Here is a 17,185-nt window from a genome sequence, read left to right as displayed (position 1 = left end):
GAAAGCTGCCCTCCGGGTGAGGACGACCTTCGTCCAGCCGTCGTCGCGGGCATCGACGTGCTGGTATCCGTGTATCCGTCTGCTGCCTTGTTCACCACGAGTTCGTGGGAGACGATCCAGGACGGCTCGGCCTTCCCGGCCCGGATCAGGCCGTACAACTGCTCGTTGTACGCCTTGACGCTGGTCTGTCCGTTGCCGATGTTCTGGACCCTGAACCCCAGCATGCCGTGGGCGAAGGCGGCCTCGCCCTCCCTGTACATCGGTCCGGGCCGCCGGGGTCCCCGCGGGATGAACACGCCGACCACACCGGTGGTCCCGGTGAACTTCACGGGCTGCACCAGGTGGTTCAGGGTCATGTCGGGGTGCTCGTTGCCTTGCGGCTCGTGCGCCTGGTAGCCCACGCACGCGCAGCCGCGGTCGGCGCCGAGGCCGTTGGTGTGCTTGACCTGGTCGATGGGCCCCTTGGAATCGTGGATCGGGATCGCGCCGATCTGTTCGACGAGGGAGAGGCGGTCCGGGTGTAGGTCGGAAATTAGGACCTTCCCGGCGCTCTTGAGCGTTGCCGACAGCGCGGCCACGCAGCCCACCGGGCCGGCTCCGTAGAGCACCACGGTATCGCCGGGCCGCACGCAGGCGAGCTCGGTGACGTGCCGGCCGGTGGGGAAGATGTCGGAGAGCATCACATAGTCGGTCTGCCGCCCCCCGGCCTCTTCCGGCACCACCGGGGAGTTGTGGTCGCCGTAGGGAAGCGCAGCAGTTCGGCCTGCCTGCCGACGTAGGGGCCCTATGTCGGCGAAACCGTAGGCGGCCCCGGCCATCCTCGGATCGTCGGGAGTGGTCAGATTGTTCGTTGTGGTGATCTTCACCAGGACATCCGTGGGTCTTTCGATACGCGCCTCGGGGACATCCTTCACGCTCACGGCGCGCGGTCCCTCGTAGACGACAGCTTTCATGTCTTCCCTTGGCGTGTCAGAGCATCGCGGGACGAGACGGACCCCCGAAACGACCTTCCGCGTCCCGCGCCGTTATGTGAAGGCAATCGGGTGTGATTTTCCAGGCCCAGGTGACCAACCGCGCTGAAAGGGCGATCGCGAATCCCCGAGCACCTGCGGCGCGACCCGGGCCTCGGTGCAGGCTTCCAGTCTCCACCTTCCGGCCCCCGCCCGGCATGCCGGTTCAGTCCGGCGACATGCACCGGGGCGCGACTGCGACAGCAGCCGGTCTTCGGTCTCCTGGGTGGGCGTCCTGCCGAGGGGAGGGTGCGCGGCGAGCCGTTCCAGGATCGGCTTCGCCTCGACCTCCTCGTCGACCGCCGGAACCGGTGGATGCTCTCCTGGAGGCCCACGGTTCGACGGTGTCCCGGCCATTGGCCTTGGCCGGCGCCTGGCCCACGACCAGGAGGTCGTAGACCTTGGCGTCGACGAAGTCGCCGTACCGCTTCAGGTCGTTCCTGTCCACGTCGAGGCCTGCGGCGGCGCGGAAGAACCTCTCGAACTTCGACACACCCATCACCGTCATGCCTCTCGACTCCTCACCGAGAACCGTACGGCGTCGCTCGCTCCCAGCCGCGCCGCCATCGGCTGTTACCCCGGTCGAGATACGCAGAGCCCCCCTGCTGAGCGACTCCGCACGCCAGGCCGAAAAAGAACACCCCCTTTTCCCTGGCAGAGCTGACGAGGTCATGCCCATCCCTAAAATGTGGCCGGGCCGTCACGGTTTTGCCCCCGGCGGCATGGGCACCCGCCGCTTCGGCGGACGTCACGGGCCCTGGAACGACGCGGCCCCGGCGCAGCGCATGGATGCGGACCCGGACACGGCATGAAATCGCCGGAGGATCGCATGACACAACCGACAGTTCCCTCAGCCGGCGCACCCGTGGACGTCGAAGGCAGGGCGCAGCTGCCGTTCTCCGAGCACGTGGCCATGGCCAGGGCGTATCCCGGCGGCAGGATGACCGTGGGCGCCATCACGCCCCTGGAGGGCTTCGACGGGCCCGTGCCGTCCCTGGCCGGGCACATCGAGCGGATCCAGCAGGCCGAGCGGGCCGGCTTCGCCTCGGTGTGGGTCCGTGACGTGCCGCTGCTGGACCCGGGCTTCGGGGACGCCGGGCAGGTCTTCGACCCGTGGGTGTACCTGGGGCAGCTCACCGCCCGCACCACCTCGATCACGCTGGGGACCGCAAGCATCGTCATGCCGCTGCGGCATCCATTGCACACCGCCAAGGCGGCCGCCTCGGTGGACCAACTGTCAGGCGGACGGCTCCTGCTCGGGGTGGCCACCGGTGACCGGCCCGTGGAGTTCCCGGCCTTCGGTCAGGACCTGGGCGGCCGGGCCGAGACGTTCCGGCAGTCGCTGGAGTACTTCCGTGTCGTCCTCGAGCACCGTTTCCCGCACGTGGAGTCGCCGCTCGGCCGGATGCGCGGCACCGATCTGCTGCCCAAGCCGGTGTACCGGCGGATCCCCGTCCTGATGACGGGACGCGGCAGGCAGGACGTCCGGTGGATCGCCGACAGTACGGACGGCTGGCTGTACTACACCCCGCCGCTCCAGCAGCAGGCCGAGAACATCGAGCGGTGGCGGGAGCTGACCCGGGGCGACGGCGGTGGGTTCAAGCCGTACGCGCAGGCCACCTACCTGGACCTGACCGAGGACCCGCTGGCCCTGCCCCGGCGCATCCACCAGGGCTTCTCGGTGGGCCGGGTGTCGTTCCTGGCGATGATGCGGGCCTGGCAGGACATCGGCATCGACCAGCTGATGATCAACTTCAAGCACAGCCGCCGCCCGGTCGCCGAAGTGATCGACGAACTGGCCGAGCACGTGCTGCCGCACTTCCCGCCCGGGAGCTCCGGGGCGCGCGGCGAGCACCGGCGGCCCATGGGGCGGGCCGGGCCCTGAGAAAGGACGACCCCCGACGCCCCTGCGTGGCAGGGCCGGGCTCAGTCCAGGACGGCCCCGGACGGCCGCTCCTGCGCGTAGTCGCACGTGCCCTCCGCCCGGAACTGCAGGGCCGCCCTGGTCACCTCCGCGCCGAGGCCGCGCAATTGGTCCGCGACCGCCTGGTCGGTGAGGCGTCCGTCGCCATCGAAGACCCGGGAGGACCGCGGGACCGCGAACACCAGCGGCACGGCCCAGCCGCGCAGCGACCGGACGATGAACTCCATCGCGTTGATCGCCTGTAGACCCTGCACTCCACCGGCGGTCGTCAGCATCCCCACGGGTTTGTTGCTCAGGTAGGGCGGGTCGTGGTCGGCCAGGAGGGCGAGCCAGTCCACCGCGTTCTTGAACGCGCCGCTGACCGACCCGTGGTACGTCGGGCTGCTCCACAGCAGGGCGTCGGCGGCCTGAACGGCGTCCGCAAGCCGACGGGCGGACGGAGGGACCCCTTGCTCGGACATGTAGAGCGGAAGATCCAGCCGCTTGAGGTCGATCACCTGGGTGTCGGCGCCCGCCTCGGCCGCCCCCTCGACCGCCGCACACAGTGCGGTGAGGCTGGTCGACGGGGTGCGCAGCGAACCCCCCATTCCGACGACGAGCGGGGAGCGCGCCATCCTGTCAACTCCTTCAGAGCATCTCCAGGGGCGTGGGCCCGCTGGGCGGCGGGAACGCCTCGTCGAGGGCGTCGAGCGCCTCGGCAGGAAGGTGGAGGTCCGCCGCGCCGCGGTTCTCCCGAACGTGGTCGGGTGATCCGGAACGCGGGATCGCGGCCACCCCCTGTTCCAGCACCCAGGCGAGTGCCACCTGGGTCGGCGTGGCTCCGAGGGCCCGGGCCACGGCACCCAGAGCCTCGACCTTCAGCAGCCGTCCCTGCTCGATCGGGGAGTAGGCCATGGCCGTCACCCCGGCCTCGCGGCACCAGGGGAGCAGATCCCACTCGATGCCGCGCCGGGAGAGGTTGTACAGCACCTGGTCGACGGCCACGGCGTCGCCGCCGGGGAGGGCGGTGAGCTCGACCATGTCGGCGACGTCCAGATTGCTCACGCCCCAGTAACGGATCTTCTCCGCCTCCATCAGGTCGGTGAACCCCGCAAGGGTCTCCTCGAGTGGCCACCGTCCCCGCCAGTGCAGCAGGTAGAGGTCCAGCCGTTCCGCACGGAGCCGCCGCAGGCTGCCCTCGCAGGCGGCGACGGTGCCCTTCCGATCGGCGTGGCCGGGCAGCACCTTGCTGACCAGGAAGACCTCCTCCCGGCGTCCCCGGAGGGCCTCCCCGACGAGCTCCTCGGCTGCGCCGTCGCCGTACATCTCCGCCGTGTCCACGACGGTCATGCCCAGGTCCACGCCCAGCCGCAGCGCGGCGATCTCCTGTTCACGCCGGGCCGGATCCTCGCCCAGGTACCAGGTGCCCTGCCCGAGCGCCGCGATCTCCTCACCGGAGGGGAGTGCGATCGTTCTGGCCGATTCCGCAGGCATCTCGTGCCTCCCGTCTGCCGCGGATCCGTGTCACGCGTACCCTCACCGAGTGCCCAGGTCCGCGCCTCCCAGCCAACCGGTGTCGCATACGCCGCAGGGAGGTCAGGAGGGGCGAGCGGACTGCGCCGAGAGCGCGCCGGGACCGGGTGCGCGGTCGCGCAACGCGACGGCGACCGACACAACGGCGCCGCAGGAGAGGACCGCCGCGAAGCCGATCATCGCGGTCTGCACGGCGAAGTGCCGCAGGGCGATCCGCAGGTCCGGCTGGCGGCGCTGGTGGCCTGCGGGACCCGGGCGGTGATCGGGGCGGTGTTCGGCTCGGCCGCTACCGCCGAGCTGGAGTACGCCGGACGGCTGGCGGGCGATCTGCGTGCCGGGACGCTGCTGGGCGACCGGAACTTCGCCGCCGTCGACCTGCCTTTGCGGCCAGAGCACTAGGGTCCCGTACCGCTTCAGAAGGGCTGCGCAGCCCCTGACCTGGGACGACGCTCCCCTGCACCGATACGACACCGTGAGTCCTTAGGTTCGTGCGACTGCTCTGCCTGATCTCCACACGGATCTTCGCCTGGCTTGTCCTGCTGTCTGGCTCTCACCGACGTGCCGGAACGGCGTCCCGGCGCACACCGGCGCCTGCTGGCCGTCATCGTGGACGAGCTCGTCGACGCGGCGGAATCGTCCCTGCACCTGCAGGAAGCCAGCGACGACCGGCTGCGCGCGGCCACGGACCTGTTGCGCGAGGATCCCACCCGACCTGCCACGCCGGCCGAGCTGGGCCGCGCGGTGGGGGCCAGCGAGCGCACCCTGAGCCGGCTGTTCCACACCGAGCTGAGCATGAGTTTTCACCGCTGGCGCACCACTTTGCGTATCCACCACGCCTTGGTGAACCTGACCACCGACCACACCGGACGGTGGCAAAAGCCCTCGGCAGACGGGATCGAACTATTCGACCTCCAAGCGGTGACGGTCACCCGCTACCGCTACAGAGGCAACACGACCTCCGACCCGTGGACCCACCCCAACCCCGCGCGAACGGCAGAGTCCGTGGAGAGCCCGGTACTCGGAGACGGGTACGCCGCGTTCGGCGAGCGGCACGGAGGAATGGACCGGTGGCAACACCGGCACCACGCTCCGTGCCGACTCAACAGGCACGCCCCCCGCTCCGACGAGAACGCGGAAAAGATTCCGCGGTGAGGCAACGGTCTCGGCCCCTCATAGCTAGTCGGTGGGCCAGGCGTCATGATGATCGGTCGTGCTGCTGCGACTGGCTTACCTAGGTAGTGACGAACGCGTTCGCAATGCTGCGCCTGCTGCCGATGACCGACCGGGACAAGGACGCGGAGATCCTCGCCCTGCGCCACCAGATCACCGTGCTGGAACGTCAACTCGGCAGGGACAAGAGCCGGTTCGCGCCCAGCGATCGGGCATCCCTGGCTGCGCTGCTGCACCGGCTGCCACTGCACGTCTTGCGACGATTACGGCTGCTCGTACGCCCCGACACAGTCCTGCGTTGGCACCGCAACCTCGTCAAACGCCGCCATGCCGCCTTCTGCCGCCCCAAACGCCCAGGACGACCGCGCACCGTGCGCTCCATCCGCATCCTGGTGCTGCGCCTGGCGAAGGAGAAGCCGAGCTGGGGGTACCGGCGCCTGTAGGGCGAACTGCTCGTGCCGGGAGTGAAGGTGGGCGCGTCCGCCATCTGGGAAGTCCTGAAGGAGGCCGGCATCAACCCAGCACCCCAGCGGAACTCAAGTAAAACCACCTGGTTCGAGATCGGCGTTCGCGGAGACGAGCCGCCACAAACGGAGGACGCCCGGTGACTCGTGCGGCCCGGCGAGGAGGGCACTCGGAGATCACTCCTCGTCCTTGCCGATCCGGAAGAGCTTGTCGATTCCCAGCGTCTCCGCCAGGTTCACAGCCCTGTTGGCAGCTCCCACGGCGCTGATCGCGGCCATGGCGCACGCATCGACTTCTTCTGCCGCGAGCTGGACGCCCGCTGGAGACCTCCGTTCCGTGTCCGCCACCGGTGCCCGGTCTTCTGCCCGAACCCGAGCTGCTTGCAGGCGTCCACGGTGCCCACCCCGGCTGCCGGCAGGCGCCAGTACTCCACCTCGAACTCCAGCCTGCGATGACGCCCCCGCCTCGCCATCGACACACCCCTAATGATCAAGGAATGCTGTGACAAGCGTCAGCCTCGATCGTTCATGAGCCGTCGTCGGGTCGCTGAGGGCGACTCCGTCCTTGTGTGGCGCGGATGTTCCGAGGCCGGGGCAGGCTGAGGGCTTCGGCGGCCGTGTACTCCTCGACCGCGATGACCTCATGCCCGCCGTCCGCCGTCGACCGACAGGGCGATCCCGGTGATGTAGGACGCGGCGTCCGAGCAGAGCCAGATTGCGGCTGCGGCGGCCTCTTCCGATGTGGCCATCCGGCCGAGTGGGGTGATCGCCTCCTGCATCGCGATCAAGTCGGTTCCGGCCGCCACCCTTTCGAAGCCGGGTGTACGGGTCGGGCCGGGGCAGACGGCGTTGACGCGGATGTTGTGCGGCGCGTAGTCCACGGCGGCTACCTTGGTGAGCCCGACGATGCCGTGCTTGGCTGCCACGTAGGCGGGGGCGGTCGGGATCGCGTACAGGCCGCCGTTGGAGGCGACGTTGACGATCGCGCCGCCGCCGCGGCTCCGCAGAGCGGGTAGCTCGTACTTCATGCAGAGGAAGGTCCCACCCAGGTTGACGTGGGTCACGCGCTCGAACTCCTCCAGGGGCATCTGGTCGAGCTGCCGGTGGTGTGAGTCCAGGCCGGCGTTGTTCACGGCGAAGTCGAGGCCGCCGTACGTCTCGACCGTGCGTTCGACGGCCGTCCGCACCGCGTCCTCGTCGGCGATGTCGACGCTGAGTGCAAGTGCCTCTCCGCCGTCCTTCCTGATCGTTTCGGTGGTCTCGACGGCTGTGGCCTCGTTGATGTCGGTGACGGTGACAGTGGCACCCTGCCGGGCCAGCTCGATCGCCGTCGCGCGGCCGATTCCGCTTCCAGCACCCGTCACGAGTCCGATTTTTCCTGAGAAGTTGCCCATGATGACCTTCCGATGTAGTTACTCGCACCAGGCGATGCCTGATTCGCCCAGGCGATTTTGTTCGGGCTACCGCGACGGCCGGTGCTCGTTGACCTCGGCCTGCCCGATGAGGGGCAGCCCCCTGTCACGCGTCGGTGCCGGGCATGGCCGTCTGCACAACCGCGATCGCGGTTGCCGATGGCGGTTCACTCCCGCCCCCGTGGACAACGGGGGCTGTCGCGTCAACCGATGACTAACTCAGGGGTACGACGATTCCGGTACCGTGCCGGCCCGTCTCCGCCTCGTCCAGCAACAAGGAGGCCAGCGTGGCCCGGGAGATTCGGGGCGGCAGCAGCGGACGCCGCAGGTCCGCCAGTGGCACGATGTGGCGGGTAGGGCTGAGAGGGCCATCGGTGACGTCCGGGGCGTGGAACACCGTAGCGCCGGCATCCAGGGCGATCCGGTCGGCCTCGACCTTCTCGGCCAGCTCCGAGCCGACGAACATCCGCATCACCCCCGCATAGATCAGCCCACCCGATCGACTCGACACGCCCGAGCCCAGTGCGCCGAGCCATACCGTCGCACGAGAGTTCGCCGACGCGAGCACCCTGGCCCCGGCGACCAGTGCGCCCGGGCCGTCACCCTTACCGATACCGATGGCAGAGACGGTCACGTCGACGTCGGTCAGGTCGGGGAAGCTCTGCGGGTCGGTGACATCCGCCTTCCGGACCTCGACCTGCCGCGACGCGGGCACGGTGACCTTGGCCGGCGTGCGAACCAGGGCCACGACCTCGTGTCCCCGTTCCAGCGCTTTATCGACGAGCGCGCTGCCGGTCCGCCCTGACGCTCCGAGTACGGCTATGCGCATGATCATTCATCCTCTAACTGAACAACTGTTGGTTACTTCAGTAAACAACCGTTGGTTAGTGATGTCAAGGGCGTGCGCTGCCTGTACGGTGAACATCTGTTGCTCAACTGTTCGCACTGGTCAGAAGGGGGCGAAGATGTCGTCTCAGGAGCGCTCCGCTCCCCGTCGCCGCAATCCGCGCGGGCAGGGGCAGGTCCTCAAGGCCCAGCTCGTAGACGCCGCGGCGAAGCTGCTGTCCACCCTTGATCAGCCGGAGACGCTGACGCTGCGGCAGGTAGCGCGTGAGGTCGGGGTGGCACCTGCCAGCATTTACAGCCACTTCCCCGACCTGAGCGCATTGATCCAGCACGTGCTGCGGCTGCGCTATGAGGAACTGGCCCGTTTGATGGACCAGGCCGCGGAGTCAGCCCCGGATCCACTGGTCGACCTCGTCGCCCGGTGCGCGGCCTACGTGCGCTGGGGAGTCGGCCAGCCCGGCCATTACCGCACTCTCTTCGGCGGGCGGATGCCGGACGACCTTGTCCCCGGATCAGCGCACGGCGCCGGGGCCGAACTGCTCGAGGCCGTCGTGACCTCCCTGGCGGCCGCCGCCGAGGGAGAGCGCAGGCAGCCCTCGGCGGAGCAGCAGTGGCAGGCCGGCCTCATGCTCTGGACCGCGCTGCACGGCCTGGTCAGCCTCTACAACGACCACGGGAACATTCCCTGGCCACCCCTGGACGACCTGATCGCCGACCTGCTCAGCCTGCACACAGCCCGCCCGGCAGCCGAGATCGCGGCCCTCCTGCCCCAGTACGGGGATGACCCGGGCTTGGCCCCGGACTCCATCTGACATCTGATCACGCGCCGGGGAAGGTGCGATGCCCAGCCGAAGCGGCAGAACAGGGAGTCGCACCGGCGGGGTCTGGCGCTCCTGTTCGGCGAGCATCCCACGGCTGCCGAGCGGCTCGCCCGCCACGCCGTCTTCTCCGGACCAGACCCCCTGCCCGAGCTGGGCGGCCTTGCCGACGAGGCGCTGCGGTCAGATGCGCAGCACACGTCGGGCGTTCAGATGGGCAACCTTCTCCTTCACCTGGGATGGAAGGTCAGCCTTCTCGATCGAGGCCACCGCGTCGGCCGTAACCTCGTACGGGTAGTCGACCGCGAACATGACCGCGTCGGCCCCGATGGTCAGCACGGCGGCTTGTACGGCCTCCGGGGCCAGTACCCCGCTCGTGGTGATCAGGATGTTGCTCCCGAAGTACTCCGACGGCATCCGCTGGAGCGGTTCGTCGACCCGGAGCGAGCGGTAGCGCGAGTCGATGCGGGAGAGTTGGAACGGCAGGAACTCGCCGAGGTGCCCGAGGATGAGGGTTGCGGCGGGGTGCCGGTCGAACACTCCGGCGTAGATCAGCCGCATGGCGTGGCCGCCGGTTTCGGCCTGCCAGCTCCAGCTGGCCCCGTACATCTCGGGCCGTCCGCGCATCACGTGCCAGTCGTCGCAGGGCAGCGAACCGGGGTGCAGATACAACGGCACACGGAGCTCTTCCAACGCGCTCCACAGTTCCTCATATGCGGGATCGTCCAAGTATCGGCCCTGCGTGTGGTCGTTGACCAAGGCACCTTTGAATCCGAGCTGCTCGACGCAGCGCTGGAGTTCGGCCACGGCGGCGGCAGGGTCCTGCAGGGGGAGGGCGGCGAACCCCCTGAAGCGGGTGGGGTGGCGAGCGATGGTCTGGGCGAGGAAGTCGTTGGCAAACTGGGCGTTGTCGACGGCGGCGCCGGCGTCGGTGTCGGCTTGGATGCCGGGGACGCTCAGCGACAGGATCTGAATGTCGATGCCGTGTGCGTCCATGTCGGGAAGACGGTGCTCCTCAAAGTCACCCAGGCGTCGTCCCCAGTCCTTGACGTACTGGTCGCTGACCTGGATCTTCTGGGGCGACGAGGGTTGGCGCGAGAACAACTCCGGGATGATGAAAGCTTCTTCCAAGGCGATGTAGGTCATGGCAGGGCTCCTTCGTCGTGCCTTGTGCGGTGATCGGAGGCGGTAGGCAGGTCTCGGACAGACTGGCCCCGCTATCAGGAACGATGCTGCCGGCCTCGGCGTCGGGCAGCCCGGGGCAGCGTTCAATGCTCTAGGGTCTGCCGTTCGCTGATCGGGACGGAGCGGAACCGAGAGCGGTGCCACGCCGCGTACGGTGAGCGGCGCCGATCCGTGCGTACCAGTCGATCAGTTCTGGTCTGTCGACGCTGCCGGGGTCGACCACGGTGTCCTGAGCGTCTCCGCGCAGCAGACGTTTCACGGGGACTTCGAGTTTCTTGCCGGTGCGGGTGTGCGGGATACCGGGGGCTTGGATGATCTCGTCGGGTACGTGGCGGGGGGAGGCTCCGTGGCGTATGGCGTTGCGGATCTTCTCGCGCAGCACGTCGTCGACGTCGATGCCGTCGGTGGTGGTGACGAACAACGGCATCCAGTAGTCGCCGCCGTCCTGCTCGATCCCGACGACGAGAGCTTCTGCGACCTCCTTGAGCTCCTCCACCGGGCCGTATATGTCGCTGCTGCCCATGCGTATGCCGTGGCGGTTCAGGGTCGCGTCGGACCGGCCATGCATGATCACCGAGCCCTGATCGGTGATGGTGATCCAGTCGCCGTGCCGCCACACTCCCGGGTATACGTCGAAGTAGGCGTTGCGGTAGCGAGAGCCGTCCGGATCGTCCCAGAAGAAGAGCGGCATCGACGGCATTGGCCGGAGTACTACCAGTTCCCCCACCTCGCCCCGCACCGGCTTCCCGTCCGGGCCGAAGGCTTCCACGGACACGCCCAGGCAGGGGGCGGACAGCTCCCCGGCCCAGACCGGAGTGGTGGGGGTGGCACCGACGAACGCGGTGACCACGTCGGTGCCGCCGCTGGTACACACCACCTGTGTCCGGGGCCCGAGCTCGCCGGCGATCCAGTGCTGCAGGTCGCCGGGGAACGTCGAGCCGGTGACGCCCAGGCGCTCGAGCGAGGCCGGATAGTGGTCGGTGATCCGCACGCCAGCCTTGCGACACGCCGCCAGGTAGCCGGGACTGGTACCCAGGACCTTCACCTCCAGGCCGGCCGCGAGCTGCCAGAGCGCATCGGTATCCGGATACGTCGGGCTGCCCTCGTAACACACGGCTGTGGCACCCAGCAGCAGACCAGCGACCAAGACGTTCCACATCATCCAGCTCGGCGTGGTGTGCCACAGCAGGCGGTCCCCGGCGCGCAGGCCAAGCTGCAGGCCCAGGTTTTTGAGCTGCTCGAGCACGACCCCGCCGTGCCCGTGCACGATGCCCTTCGGCCGTCCGGTCGTGCCCGAGGAGAACACGACCCACAGCGGATGGTCGAACGGGACGGGGCGGGGTGCGAAGTCGGCGTCGTGCTCGGTGAGCGCGGACCACTCAAGGGCGTCGGGCACCCGTGTCGCGTCCCCTACAACGATGGTCGCCGCCAGGGTCGGCAGTGCGTCGCGCAGGGCTTGTACGTCGGGGCAGCGGTCGATGTGCTTCCCGCCGTGGAGGCAGCCGGTCCCGGCGATCAGCACGGTCGGCTGGAGTTGTGTGAACCGTGCTTCGGCCGCGGCCGCGGTGTAGTCCTGCCCGCACACCGCCCAGGTCGCGCCCAGGCTGGCGGTGGCGAGGAAGGCTGTGATGGCCTGCACCCCGTTGGGGAGGTATCCCACCACCCGGTCACCCATGCGCACGCCAAGTCCGGTGAGTGCCTGCGCGAGTGAGGCGACCTGGCGGCGCAGTTGGTGCCAGGTGATGGCCACCGGGCCGGTGTCCTCGGTCACCGTGATGACGGCGGTGTCGGTGCCGGTCCGGTCGCGGAACACCTCGGCCGTGTAGTTCAGCGTGCTGCCGGGGAACCACACGCTTCCCGGCATGGCCTCGGTCGCCAGCGCGGGTCTCGCTGGGCGCTCGGGCAGACGGAAGTAGTCCCACACCACGGCCCAGAAGCCGCTCACGTCGTCAACCGACCACGCCCACAGCTTGTGGTAGTCACCGCTCAGGTCACGTCCTGCGTGCCGTGAGGCGAACCGTGTGAAGTCGGTGATCCGGGCGTTTTCGACAGCCTGTGTCGTCGGGGTCCAGTCCGGTGGTTTCGTGCTCATGAGGTGTCCCCCGCCTTCGGTACTTCGAGCAGTGCGACCGTCGTGTGCACTGACTTTGTGGCCATGGCCTCGCCCAGGGGGAGGCCATGGGTGTCGGCGAGGGTGACGAAGAGCCGGTTCCCGCCGTCGCCGCAGCATGCGATCGGCAGCAGCGTCCCGGTGCCGATCGAGGTGACCAGCTCGTTCTCCCGCACCAGGGCGACGGCGTGTCCGGTCGTGGTGGCCACCCAGACTCCGTCTTGTGTCGACCAGATTCCGTCCGGCCGGACGTCGTCGCCGATCAGGTGGGCGAGGTCGGCGTAGGTGCGACGGTCCGTGAGGGCACCGTCGTCTGCGACGGTGAAGGCGGTCAGTCGTTGCCGGGTGGTCTCGGCGACAACCAGGGTGCGGCCGTCGCCGGCGAAGGCCAGCCCGTTGGGGAACTCAACGTCTTCGGCGGCCACGTGTACCGCTCCGTCTGCAGCAACGCGCAGCAGCCGACCCGGTCGCAATGGCTCACCGGCGTGCGCGGCGAAGCCGACGTCATCCACGTAAAGGTTGCCGTGCGGGTCGCCGACCATGTCGCCGAGCGGACCGGTGGCCACCGCGCTCAGGTCCGCGTAAGTGTCGAATTGCTCACCGGTCCACACGCCGATACGCCGTTGATGCATCATGGCCCCGACCAGCCGCCCGTCCGGCAGGAACCAAAGGCCGTTGGGGATGGCATCCAGCGGGATGCCGCGCCAGGGGCCGTCGTGGTCGGTCCACAGCTTCCCGCCCTGGGTGTCGGACAGCCACAGTGCACCGCGCTGCCAGCGGGGGCCCTCCCCCCACGTCATTCCGGCCGCGTACTCCTTCACACGCCCACCTCCTGTACCGATGCCGTCCGCGCCAGGTCGCGGGTGGCCCGCTCCAGTTCCGCCGTGTCGGCGACGAGGGCGAAGGTGTAGCGATCCGGACGGATGATTGCCGCTGCCGCCGCGTGTTCGGCCAGCCAGCGGTCGATGGCCGGCCCCGTCTCCGGGACGGCCACTACGCCGAGCTGGCGCCATAGCTGCTGCACATCCACGGACACGGCGGAGGTGACCTCCGGCTTCCCCACGACGGTGAAGCCGTATCCGCTCACATCGTCCAGCTTCTCCCCGTTCGCGCCGCGTGGCTGCGGGCTCAGTTGCCCGATGGCTCCGCCGGGCTGGACAACCACGCCTGGCCCTAGCAGCGGCCGGTACCTCTCGATCGTCTGCGTTCCGTTCAGCTCCGGGAACGCGCCCATTCCGAGGGCTTCGATCAGGTTGGACTGCCGAGCGGATTCCTCAATGTAAGGGCGCACGTGCGCAGCCCGCTCGCTTTCGTAGGTGTCGAGCAGGGCTTGGGGACTTTCGCCCTTGACCACGGCGGCGAGCTTCCACGCCACGTTCGCGGCATCGCGCAGCCCGGAGCACATGCCCTGGCCGAGCATGGGAGGCATTTCGTGCGCGGCGTCGCCGGCGAGCAGCAGACGGTCGGACCGCCAGCCGTGCACGAGCCGGGCGTGCCATTCGTAGGTGTCAGTACGCATGATGCGGTAGCTGCCGGGTTCCAGCCAGCGGCTCAGCAGGTCGTACACCGACTGCGGTCGTTCGAGCTCTGCCGCGTCGTCCTCGTCGAGCAGCATGAACTCGAAGCGGAGCATGGGTGGGAAGATCGGGACGTAGGTCACGGGCCGCTTCCCCTCGCACCAGATGAATCCGCTGTCCGCTGGGAGCTGTGCAGGGTGTTCGAAGGGGTGGATGTCGACGATGAGGGAACGCTGAGTGCCGTGGAGGTCCTCGACTTCGGCGTTCATCGCCTGCCGGACGAAGGAGTTGGCGCCGTCGGAGCCGACGGCGTAGCCGGCCGTGAGAGTGGTTTCGGCTCCGGTCGACCGGTCGAGCAGCGTGAGCCGCACCGCTTTGTCGTCCTGCTCGATCGCGGTGGCCGTCCAGCCGAACCAGAGGTCCGCGTTCGCGTCGGCCGCCAGCAGACCCCGCAGCCGCGACTCGAAGTCCGGCTGGTGGAACTGGTAGTCGGTGCGCCAGCCCTGGTCCGACTCCTCCTCGGGCAGCATCTGTTGGAGGAAGGCCCGCCCGTCCTCCCGGTGCAGTGTCCAGGCGGCTTGGCGCAGGAACCGGTGTTCCATGTCCTGCGCGCCCAGGGTCTGCAGAAGGCGCATGGTCTCGTCGTCGAGATGCGTGGCGCGCGGATGCTGGCAGACGAGCCGGTTGGGGTCGATGGCGGCGACCCGGAGCCCCTTCATGGCCAACAGTCGTGCGAGAGCCAGTCCGACCGGGCCGCAGCCGACGACGGCGATGTCGTAGGTGTCCATGATGCGCTCTTTCATTTTGTGTGTCCGGCCGTCGGCTCTTTGGCGCGCGGCGCGGGGGCGAGACGGCCCTGATTCTGGGATGTCCGTCCGCCGACAGCCAGGGCGAGGGCCGCACCGAGGACGGCGGGGACGGCGAAGAGGACGAAGTTCCAGCGGGGTTCCAGGCCGGCCGCGAGGATCCAGCCGCCGAGCGTGGGGCCGACGATGGCGCCGATGCGGCCCACCCCGAGCGCGACACCCACCGCGCTGGCCCTCGCGGTCACCGGGTAGGAACGCGAGATGTACACGTTGATCAGCCCCTGGACCCCGACCGCGCCGCAGCCGCCGACTATCACGATGCCGTAGAGCACCGGCAGCGGCAGTTGGGCGCTCATGGCGACGATCGCGGCGGCTCCGAGGGCGAAACTGGCCGTGATCGGGCCCCTCGATCCGGCACGGTCAGCCAGCAGCGCCATCGCGAGCCCGCCGACGGTGGCACCGAGGTTCAGCAGCACGAGGAAGGTCTGGGAGTCCTGCAACGGATAGTCCGCCGTCTGCATCAGCCGCGGCAGCCAGGTGTTCATGCCGAAGATGAGCAAGAACGACAGGGCCGCCATGGCGCAGAACATCAGGGTGGTGCCGCGGTAGGGCGGTCTGAACACCAGCCGGACACCACGGTTGCCGAGGTCGGGGGCCGACGCGCTGACCGCCTGGTGGTACTCCGTGGACTCGGGCAGCCAGACGAAGGCCATGGGCAGCAGAAGCAGACCGGCGATGCCGCCGACCAGGTACTCCTGGTGGAAACTGTGCCCACTCAGCAGTGTGTTGGCGACGAGGGCCGCGAACGAACCGCCGATGGCGGTCCCACACTGGACGATGCCCGAGTAAAGGTTCTTTCGCCTGTCCGGGGCCAGTTCGAAGATCAGTGGGGCCATCGCCGGGTAGATCGCACCGACACCGAGCCCGACGACGAATCGGCCGGCGCCGAACAGTGAGGGAAGGGTTGCCACGGCGCAGGCGAACATCCCGGCGCTGACCACCGCGATACTGATCAGGGTCGTGCGGCGCCGGCCAAACCGGTCGGTGAACTGGCCGACCAGCAGGGAGCCGACGAGCATGCCGATCGGAGTGAGGCTGCCGAGCAGGCCGACGAAGGCGACGGAGAGGTGCCAGGGACGGTAGCCCAGCAGCAGCGGAGTGGTCGCACCGTAGGCGACGAGGTCGAAGCCCTCCAGCGTCATCACAGCCAGGCCCACGGCGAGTGCGGTGCCTGACGGCGATGAAGGGCCCGGGGACGGTTGGCCGCGCCGACGGACGAAGGCTGGTGTGCTCAATGTTCCGGCTCCGATTTCAACAGTCTCACCCGTCGCGACTGCTGACCGCGGCGCTGCGGGAAAGGGGCGGAGGTGTCTCTGTGCGGCTCGTCGACGGCGGGTCGGCGCAGGAATGCGGCTCGGGGCCTCATCCGTGTGATGCGGGCGGGGCAACGCGCCTTGCCGCGGTTTACGGTGTCGAGCGCTCTCAGTTATTGGCCTTATGGGCGCCGGCCATCAGCGCGGCCAGGTCTTCGGGGGCGAGGAACGACGGCGGCGGCGGAGGCCCCCAGGTGTAGAGCGCCTGCATGCCCTCGAAGGAGCGTGGCGTCCACAGCTGGTCGTCGACGATGCAGTCCATGTCGGCGTAGTACTCGCTGAAGTTGCCGGCCGGGTCCTTGAGGTACCAGAAGAAGTTTGAGCCGATGTGGTGGCGGCCGAGCCCCCACACATGGCGTTCCGGGTGCTCGGTGAGCATGCGCGTGGCGCCCCGGCCCACCTCGTCGACATCCGTCACCTGCCACGAGGTGTGGTGCAGGAAGTTCAGTGGCGCCTGCTGCACCAGGACGTTGTGGTGGTCGGTGGAGCAGCGCAGGAACGCGGCCGAGCCGGGCACAACATCGCTGACCTTGAATCCGAGTCCTTCGGTGAAGAACCGCTGTGTCGACTCCTGTTCCACCGAACCGATGACGACGTGGCCCAGGGCCAGGGGCCGGACTGGGTCGGTGCGGGAGAGTACGGGTGCCCGGGTGCCGGCACGGTCCAGGCGTCCGGGACCGTTGTACGGGGTGGCCGGGACGGTGATCCGGGTCAGCCGGGGTGCGACACGGACCTCGACCGATACACCGGCGATGGGTTCCCTGGTGCGCAGGGAGCCGGTGTCGCGTTCGCACGGCAACTGGAGCCGTTCCAGGTTCGCGGCGATCCGGTCCAGGTCGTCGCCGTCGTCGGCGGCGACCGTCATCCCCAGCAGCCGCCGGACGGGAGAGTACTCGAGGAAGAACTGCTCGCCGCCCTCGACGGTGGCGAACCGTCCGGGTGCCACCTCCTCGAGTCCGAAGTCGACGTAGTAGTCGGCCGCCTCGGCCACATCCGGCACTCCGACGGTGAGTGACTGAAGTCTGTGCAAAGGCATGG

16 protein-coding genes and 2 pseudogenes are annotated in these 17,185 nt (G+C 68.8%); 5 read left to right on the top strand and 13 right to left on the bottom strand.

From position 1 onward, the window contains the following. Positions 1 to 18 precede the first annotated feature (18 nt). Positions 19 to 953: pseudogene (locus J8403_RS34465) on the bottom strand (MDR/zinc-dependent alcohol dehydrogenase-like family protein); the annotation flags it as partial. Between the two features lie 223 nt (positions 954 to 1,176). After that, the gene (locus J8403_RS34460) at positions 1,177 to 1,509 is read right to left on the bottom strand and encodes a DUF1931 family protein (RefSeq protein WP_246586413.1); all 333 of its coding nucleotides are present in this window, start codon (positions 1,507 to 1,509) and stop codon (positions 1,177 to 1,179) included. A gap of 330 nt (positions 1,510 to 1,839) precedes the next feature. Here J8403_RS34460 and J8403_RS34455 point away from each other — a divergent pair, with 330 nt between their 5' ends. Next, on the top strand, positions 1,840 to 2,895 hold the full coding sequence (locus J8403_RS34455) for an LLM class oxidoreductase (RefSeq protein WP_246586125.1): 1,056 nt from the start codon (positions 1,840 to 1,842) through the stop codon (positions 2,893 to 2,895). Positions 2,896 to 2,936: 41 nt separating this feature from the next. On the opposite strand, the gene J8403_RS34450 is transcribed toward J8403_RS34455, so the two are convergent. Further along, positions 2,937 to 3,548: an NADPH-dependent FMN reductase gene (locus J8403_RS34450; RefSeq protein ID WP_211126554.1), complete on the bottom strand. Its 612-nt coding sequence runs from the start codon at positions 3,546 to 3,548 to the stop codon at positions 2,937 to 2,939. Positions 3,549 to 3,561: 13 nt separating this feature from the next. Beyond that, positions 3,562 to 4,407 carry an aldo/keto reductase gene (locus J8403_RS34445; protein ID WP_211126553.1) on the bottom strand — a complete coding sequence of 282 codons (846 nt, stop codon included), beginning with the start codon at positions 4,405 to 4,407 and terminating at the stop codon, positions 3,562 to 3,564. A gap of 237 nt (positions 4,408 to 4,644) precedes the next feature. On the opposite strand from J8403_RS34445, the gene J8403_RS34440 reads away from it, so the two are divergent. The 3 genes and pseudogenes from J8403_RS34440 to J8403_RS34430 all read left to right on the top strand — a co-directional run. Beyond that, entirely contained in the window at positions 4,645 to 4,845 is a 201-nt protein-coding gene (locus tag J8403_RS34440; protein ID WP_211128730.1) for a hypothetical protein, read from the top strand. Between the two features lie 207 nt (positions 4,846 to 5,052). Then, the gene (locus tag J8403_RS44830; protein WP_425519853.1) at positions 5,053 to 5,598 is read left to right on the top strand and encodes a helix-turn-helix domain-containing protein; all 546 of its coding nucleotides are present in this window, start codon (positions 5,053 to 5,055) and stop codon (positions 5,596 to 5,598) included. 58 nt (positions 5,599 to 5,656) lie between these two features. Continuing rightward, positions 5,657 to 6,170 (top strand): annotated as a pseudogene (locus tag J8403_RS34430) (integrase); the annotation flags it as partial. Between the two features lie 87 nt (positions 6,171 to 6,257). On the opposite strand, the gene J8403_RS34425 reads toward J8403_RS34430, so the two are convergent. From J8403_RS34425 to J8403_RS34415, 3 genes are all read right to left on the bottom strand, one after another. Next, on the bottom strand, positions 6,258 to 6,428 hold the full coding sequence (locus J8403_RS34425; RefSeq protein WP_211126552.1) for a hypothetical protein: 171 nt from the start codon (positions 6,426 to 6,428) through the stop codon (positions 6,258 to 6,260). A gap of 293 nt (positions 6,429 to 6,721) precedes the next feature. Continuing rightward, positions 6,722 to 7,474 carry an SDR family NAD(P)-dependent oxidoreductase gene (locus J8403_RS34420; protein ID WP_211126551.1) on the bottom strand — a complete coding sequence of 251 codons (753 nt, stop codon included), beginning with the start codon at positions 7,472 to 7,474 and terminating at the stop codon, positions 6,722 to 6,724. A 232-nt stretch (positions 7,475 to 7,706) separates the two neighbouring features. Then, positions 7,707 to 8,321 (bottom strand): NAD(P)-dependent oxidoreductase, encoded by a 615-nt coding sequence (locus J8403_RS34415; RefSeq protein ID WP_246586124.1) that lies wholly within the window; start codon positions 8,319 to 8,321, stop codon positions 7,707 to 7,709. A 136-nt stretch (positions 8,322 to 8,457) separates the two neighbouring features. On the opposite strand from J8403_RS34415, the gene J8403_RS34410 reads away from it, so the two are divergent. After that, positions 8,458 to 9,150, top strand: a complete 693-nt coding sequence (locus J8403_RS34410) for a TetR/AcrR family transcriptional regulator (RefSeq protein WP_246586123.1) — start codon at positions 8,458 to 8,460, stop codon at positions 9,148 to 9,150. A 189-nt stretch (positions 9,151 to 9,339) separates the two neighbouring features. Here the strand turns inward: J8403_RS34410 and J8403_RS34405 are convergent, their stop codons facing one another. The 6 genes from J8403_RS34405 to J8403_RS34380 all read right to left on the bottom strand — a co-directional run bounded on the left by J8403_RS34405 (position 9,340) and on the right by J8403_RS34380 (position 17,183). Further along, positions 9,340 to 10,302: an amidohydrolase family protein gene (locus J8403_RS34405; protein WP_211126549.1), complete on the bottom strand. Its 963-nt coding sequence runs from the start codon at positions 10,300 to 10,302 to the stop codon at positions 9,340 to 9,342. A 130-nt stretch (positions 10,303 to 10,432) separates the two neighbouring features. Further along, positions 10,433 to 12,433: an acetoacetate--CoA ligase gene (locus tag J8403_RS34400; protein ID WP_211126548.1), complete on the bottom strand. Its 2,001-nt coding sequence runs from the start codon at positions 12,431 to 12,433 to the stop codon at positions 10,433 to 10,435. Continuing rightward, positions 12,430 to 13,272, bottom strand: coding sequence for an SMP-30/gluconolactonase/LRE family protein (locus J8403_RS34395; protein WP_211126547.1), 843 nt, complete (start codon positions 13,270 to 13,272; stop codon positions 12,430 to 12,432). Before J8403_RS34395 ends, J8403_RS34400 begins: the two co-directional genes overlap by 4 nt. Continuing rightward, complete coding sequence (locus J8403_RS34390; RefSeq protein WP_211126546.1) at positions 13,269 to 14,756, bottom strand: bifunctional 3-(3-hydroxy-phenyl)propionate/3-hydroxycinnamic acid hydroxylase; 1,488 nt, start codon at positions 14,754 to 14,756, stop codon at positions 13,269 to 13,271. The genes J8403_RS34395 and J8403_RS34390 overlap by 4 nt, the downstream gene beginning before the upstream one ends. A gap of 11 nt (positions 14,757 to 14,767) precedes the next feature. Beyond that, the gene (locus J8403_RS34385; protein ID WP_246586122.1) at positions 14,768 to 15,991 is read right to left on the bottom strand and encodes an MFS transporter; all 1,224 of its coding nucleotides are present in this window, start codon (positions 15,989 to 15,991) and stop codon (positions 14,768 to 14,770) included. A gap of 265 nt (positions 15,992 to 16,256) precedes the next feature. After that, on the bottom strand, positions 16,257 to 17,183 hold the full coding sequence (locus J8403_RS34380; RefSeq protein ID WP_211126544.1) for a VOC family protein: 927 nt from the start codon (positions 17,181 to 17,183) through the stop codon (positions 16,257 to 16,259). Positions 17,184 to 17,185: the final 2 nt, after the last annotated feature.

The sequence above is a fragment of the Streptomyces yatensis genome, from assembly GCF_018069625.1.
Lineage (GTDB): Bacteria > Actinomycetota > Actinomycetes > Streptomycetales > Streptomycetaceae > Streptomyces > Streptomyces yatensis.
The sequence above is the reverse complement of the archived record's forward strand: the minus strand, read 5'-3'. Positions and strand labels throughout refer to the sequence as shown.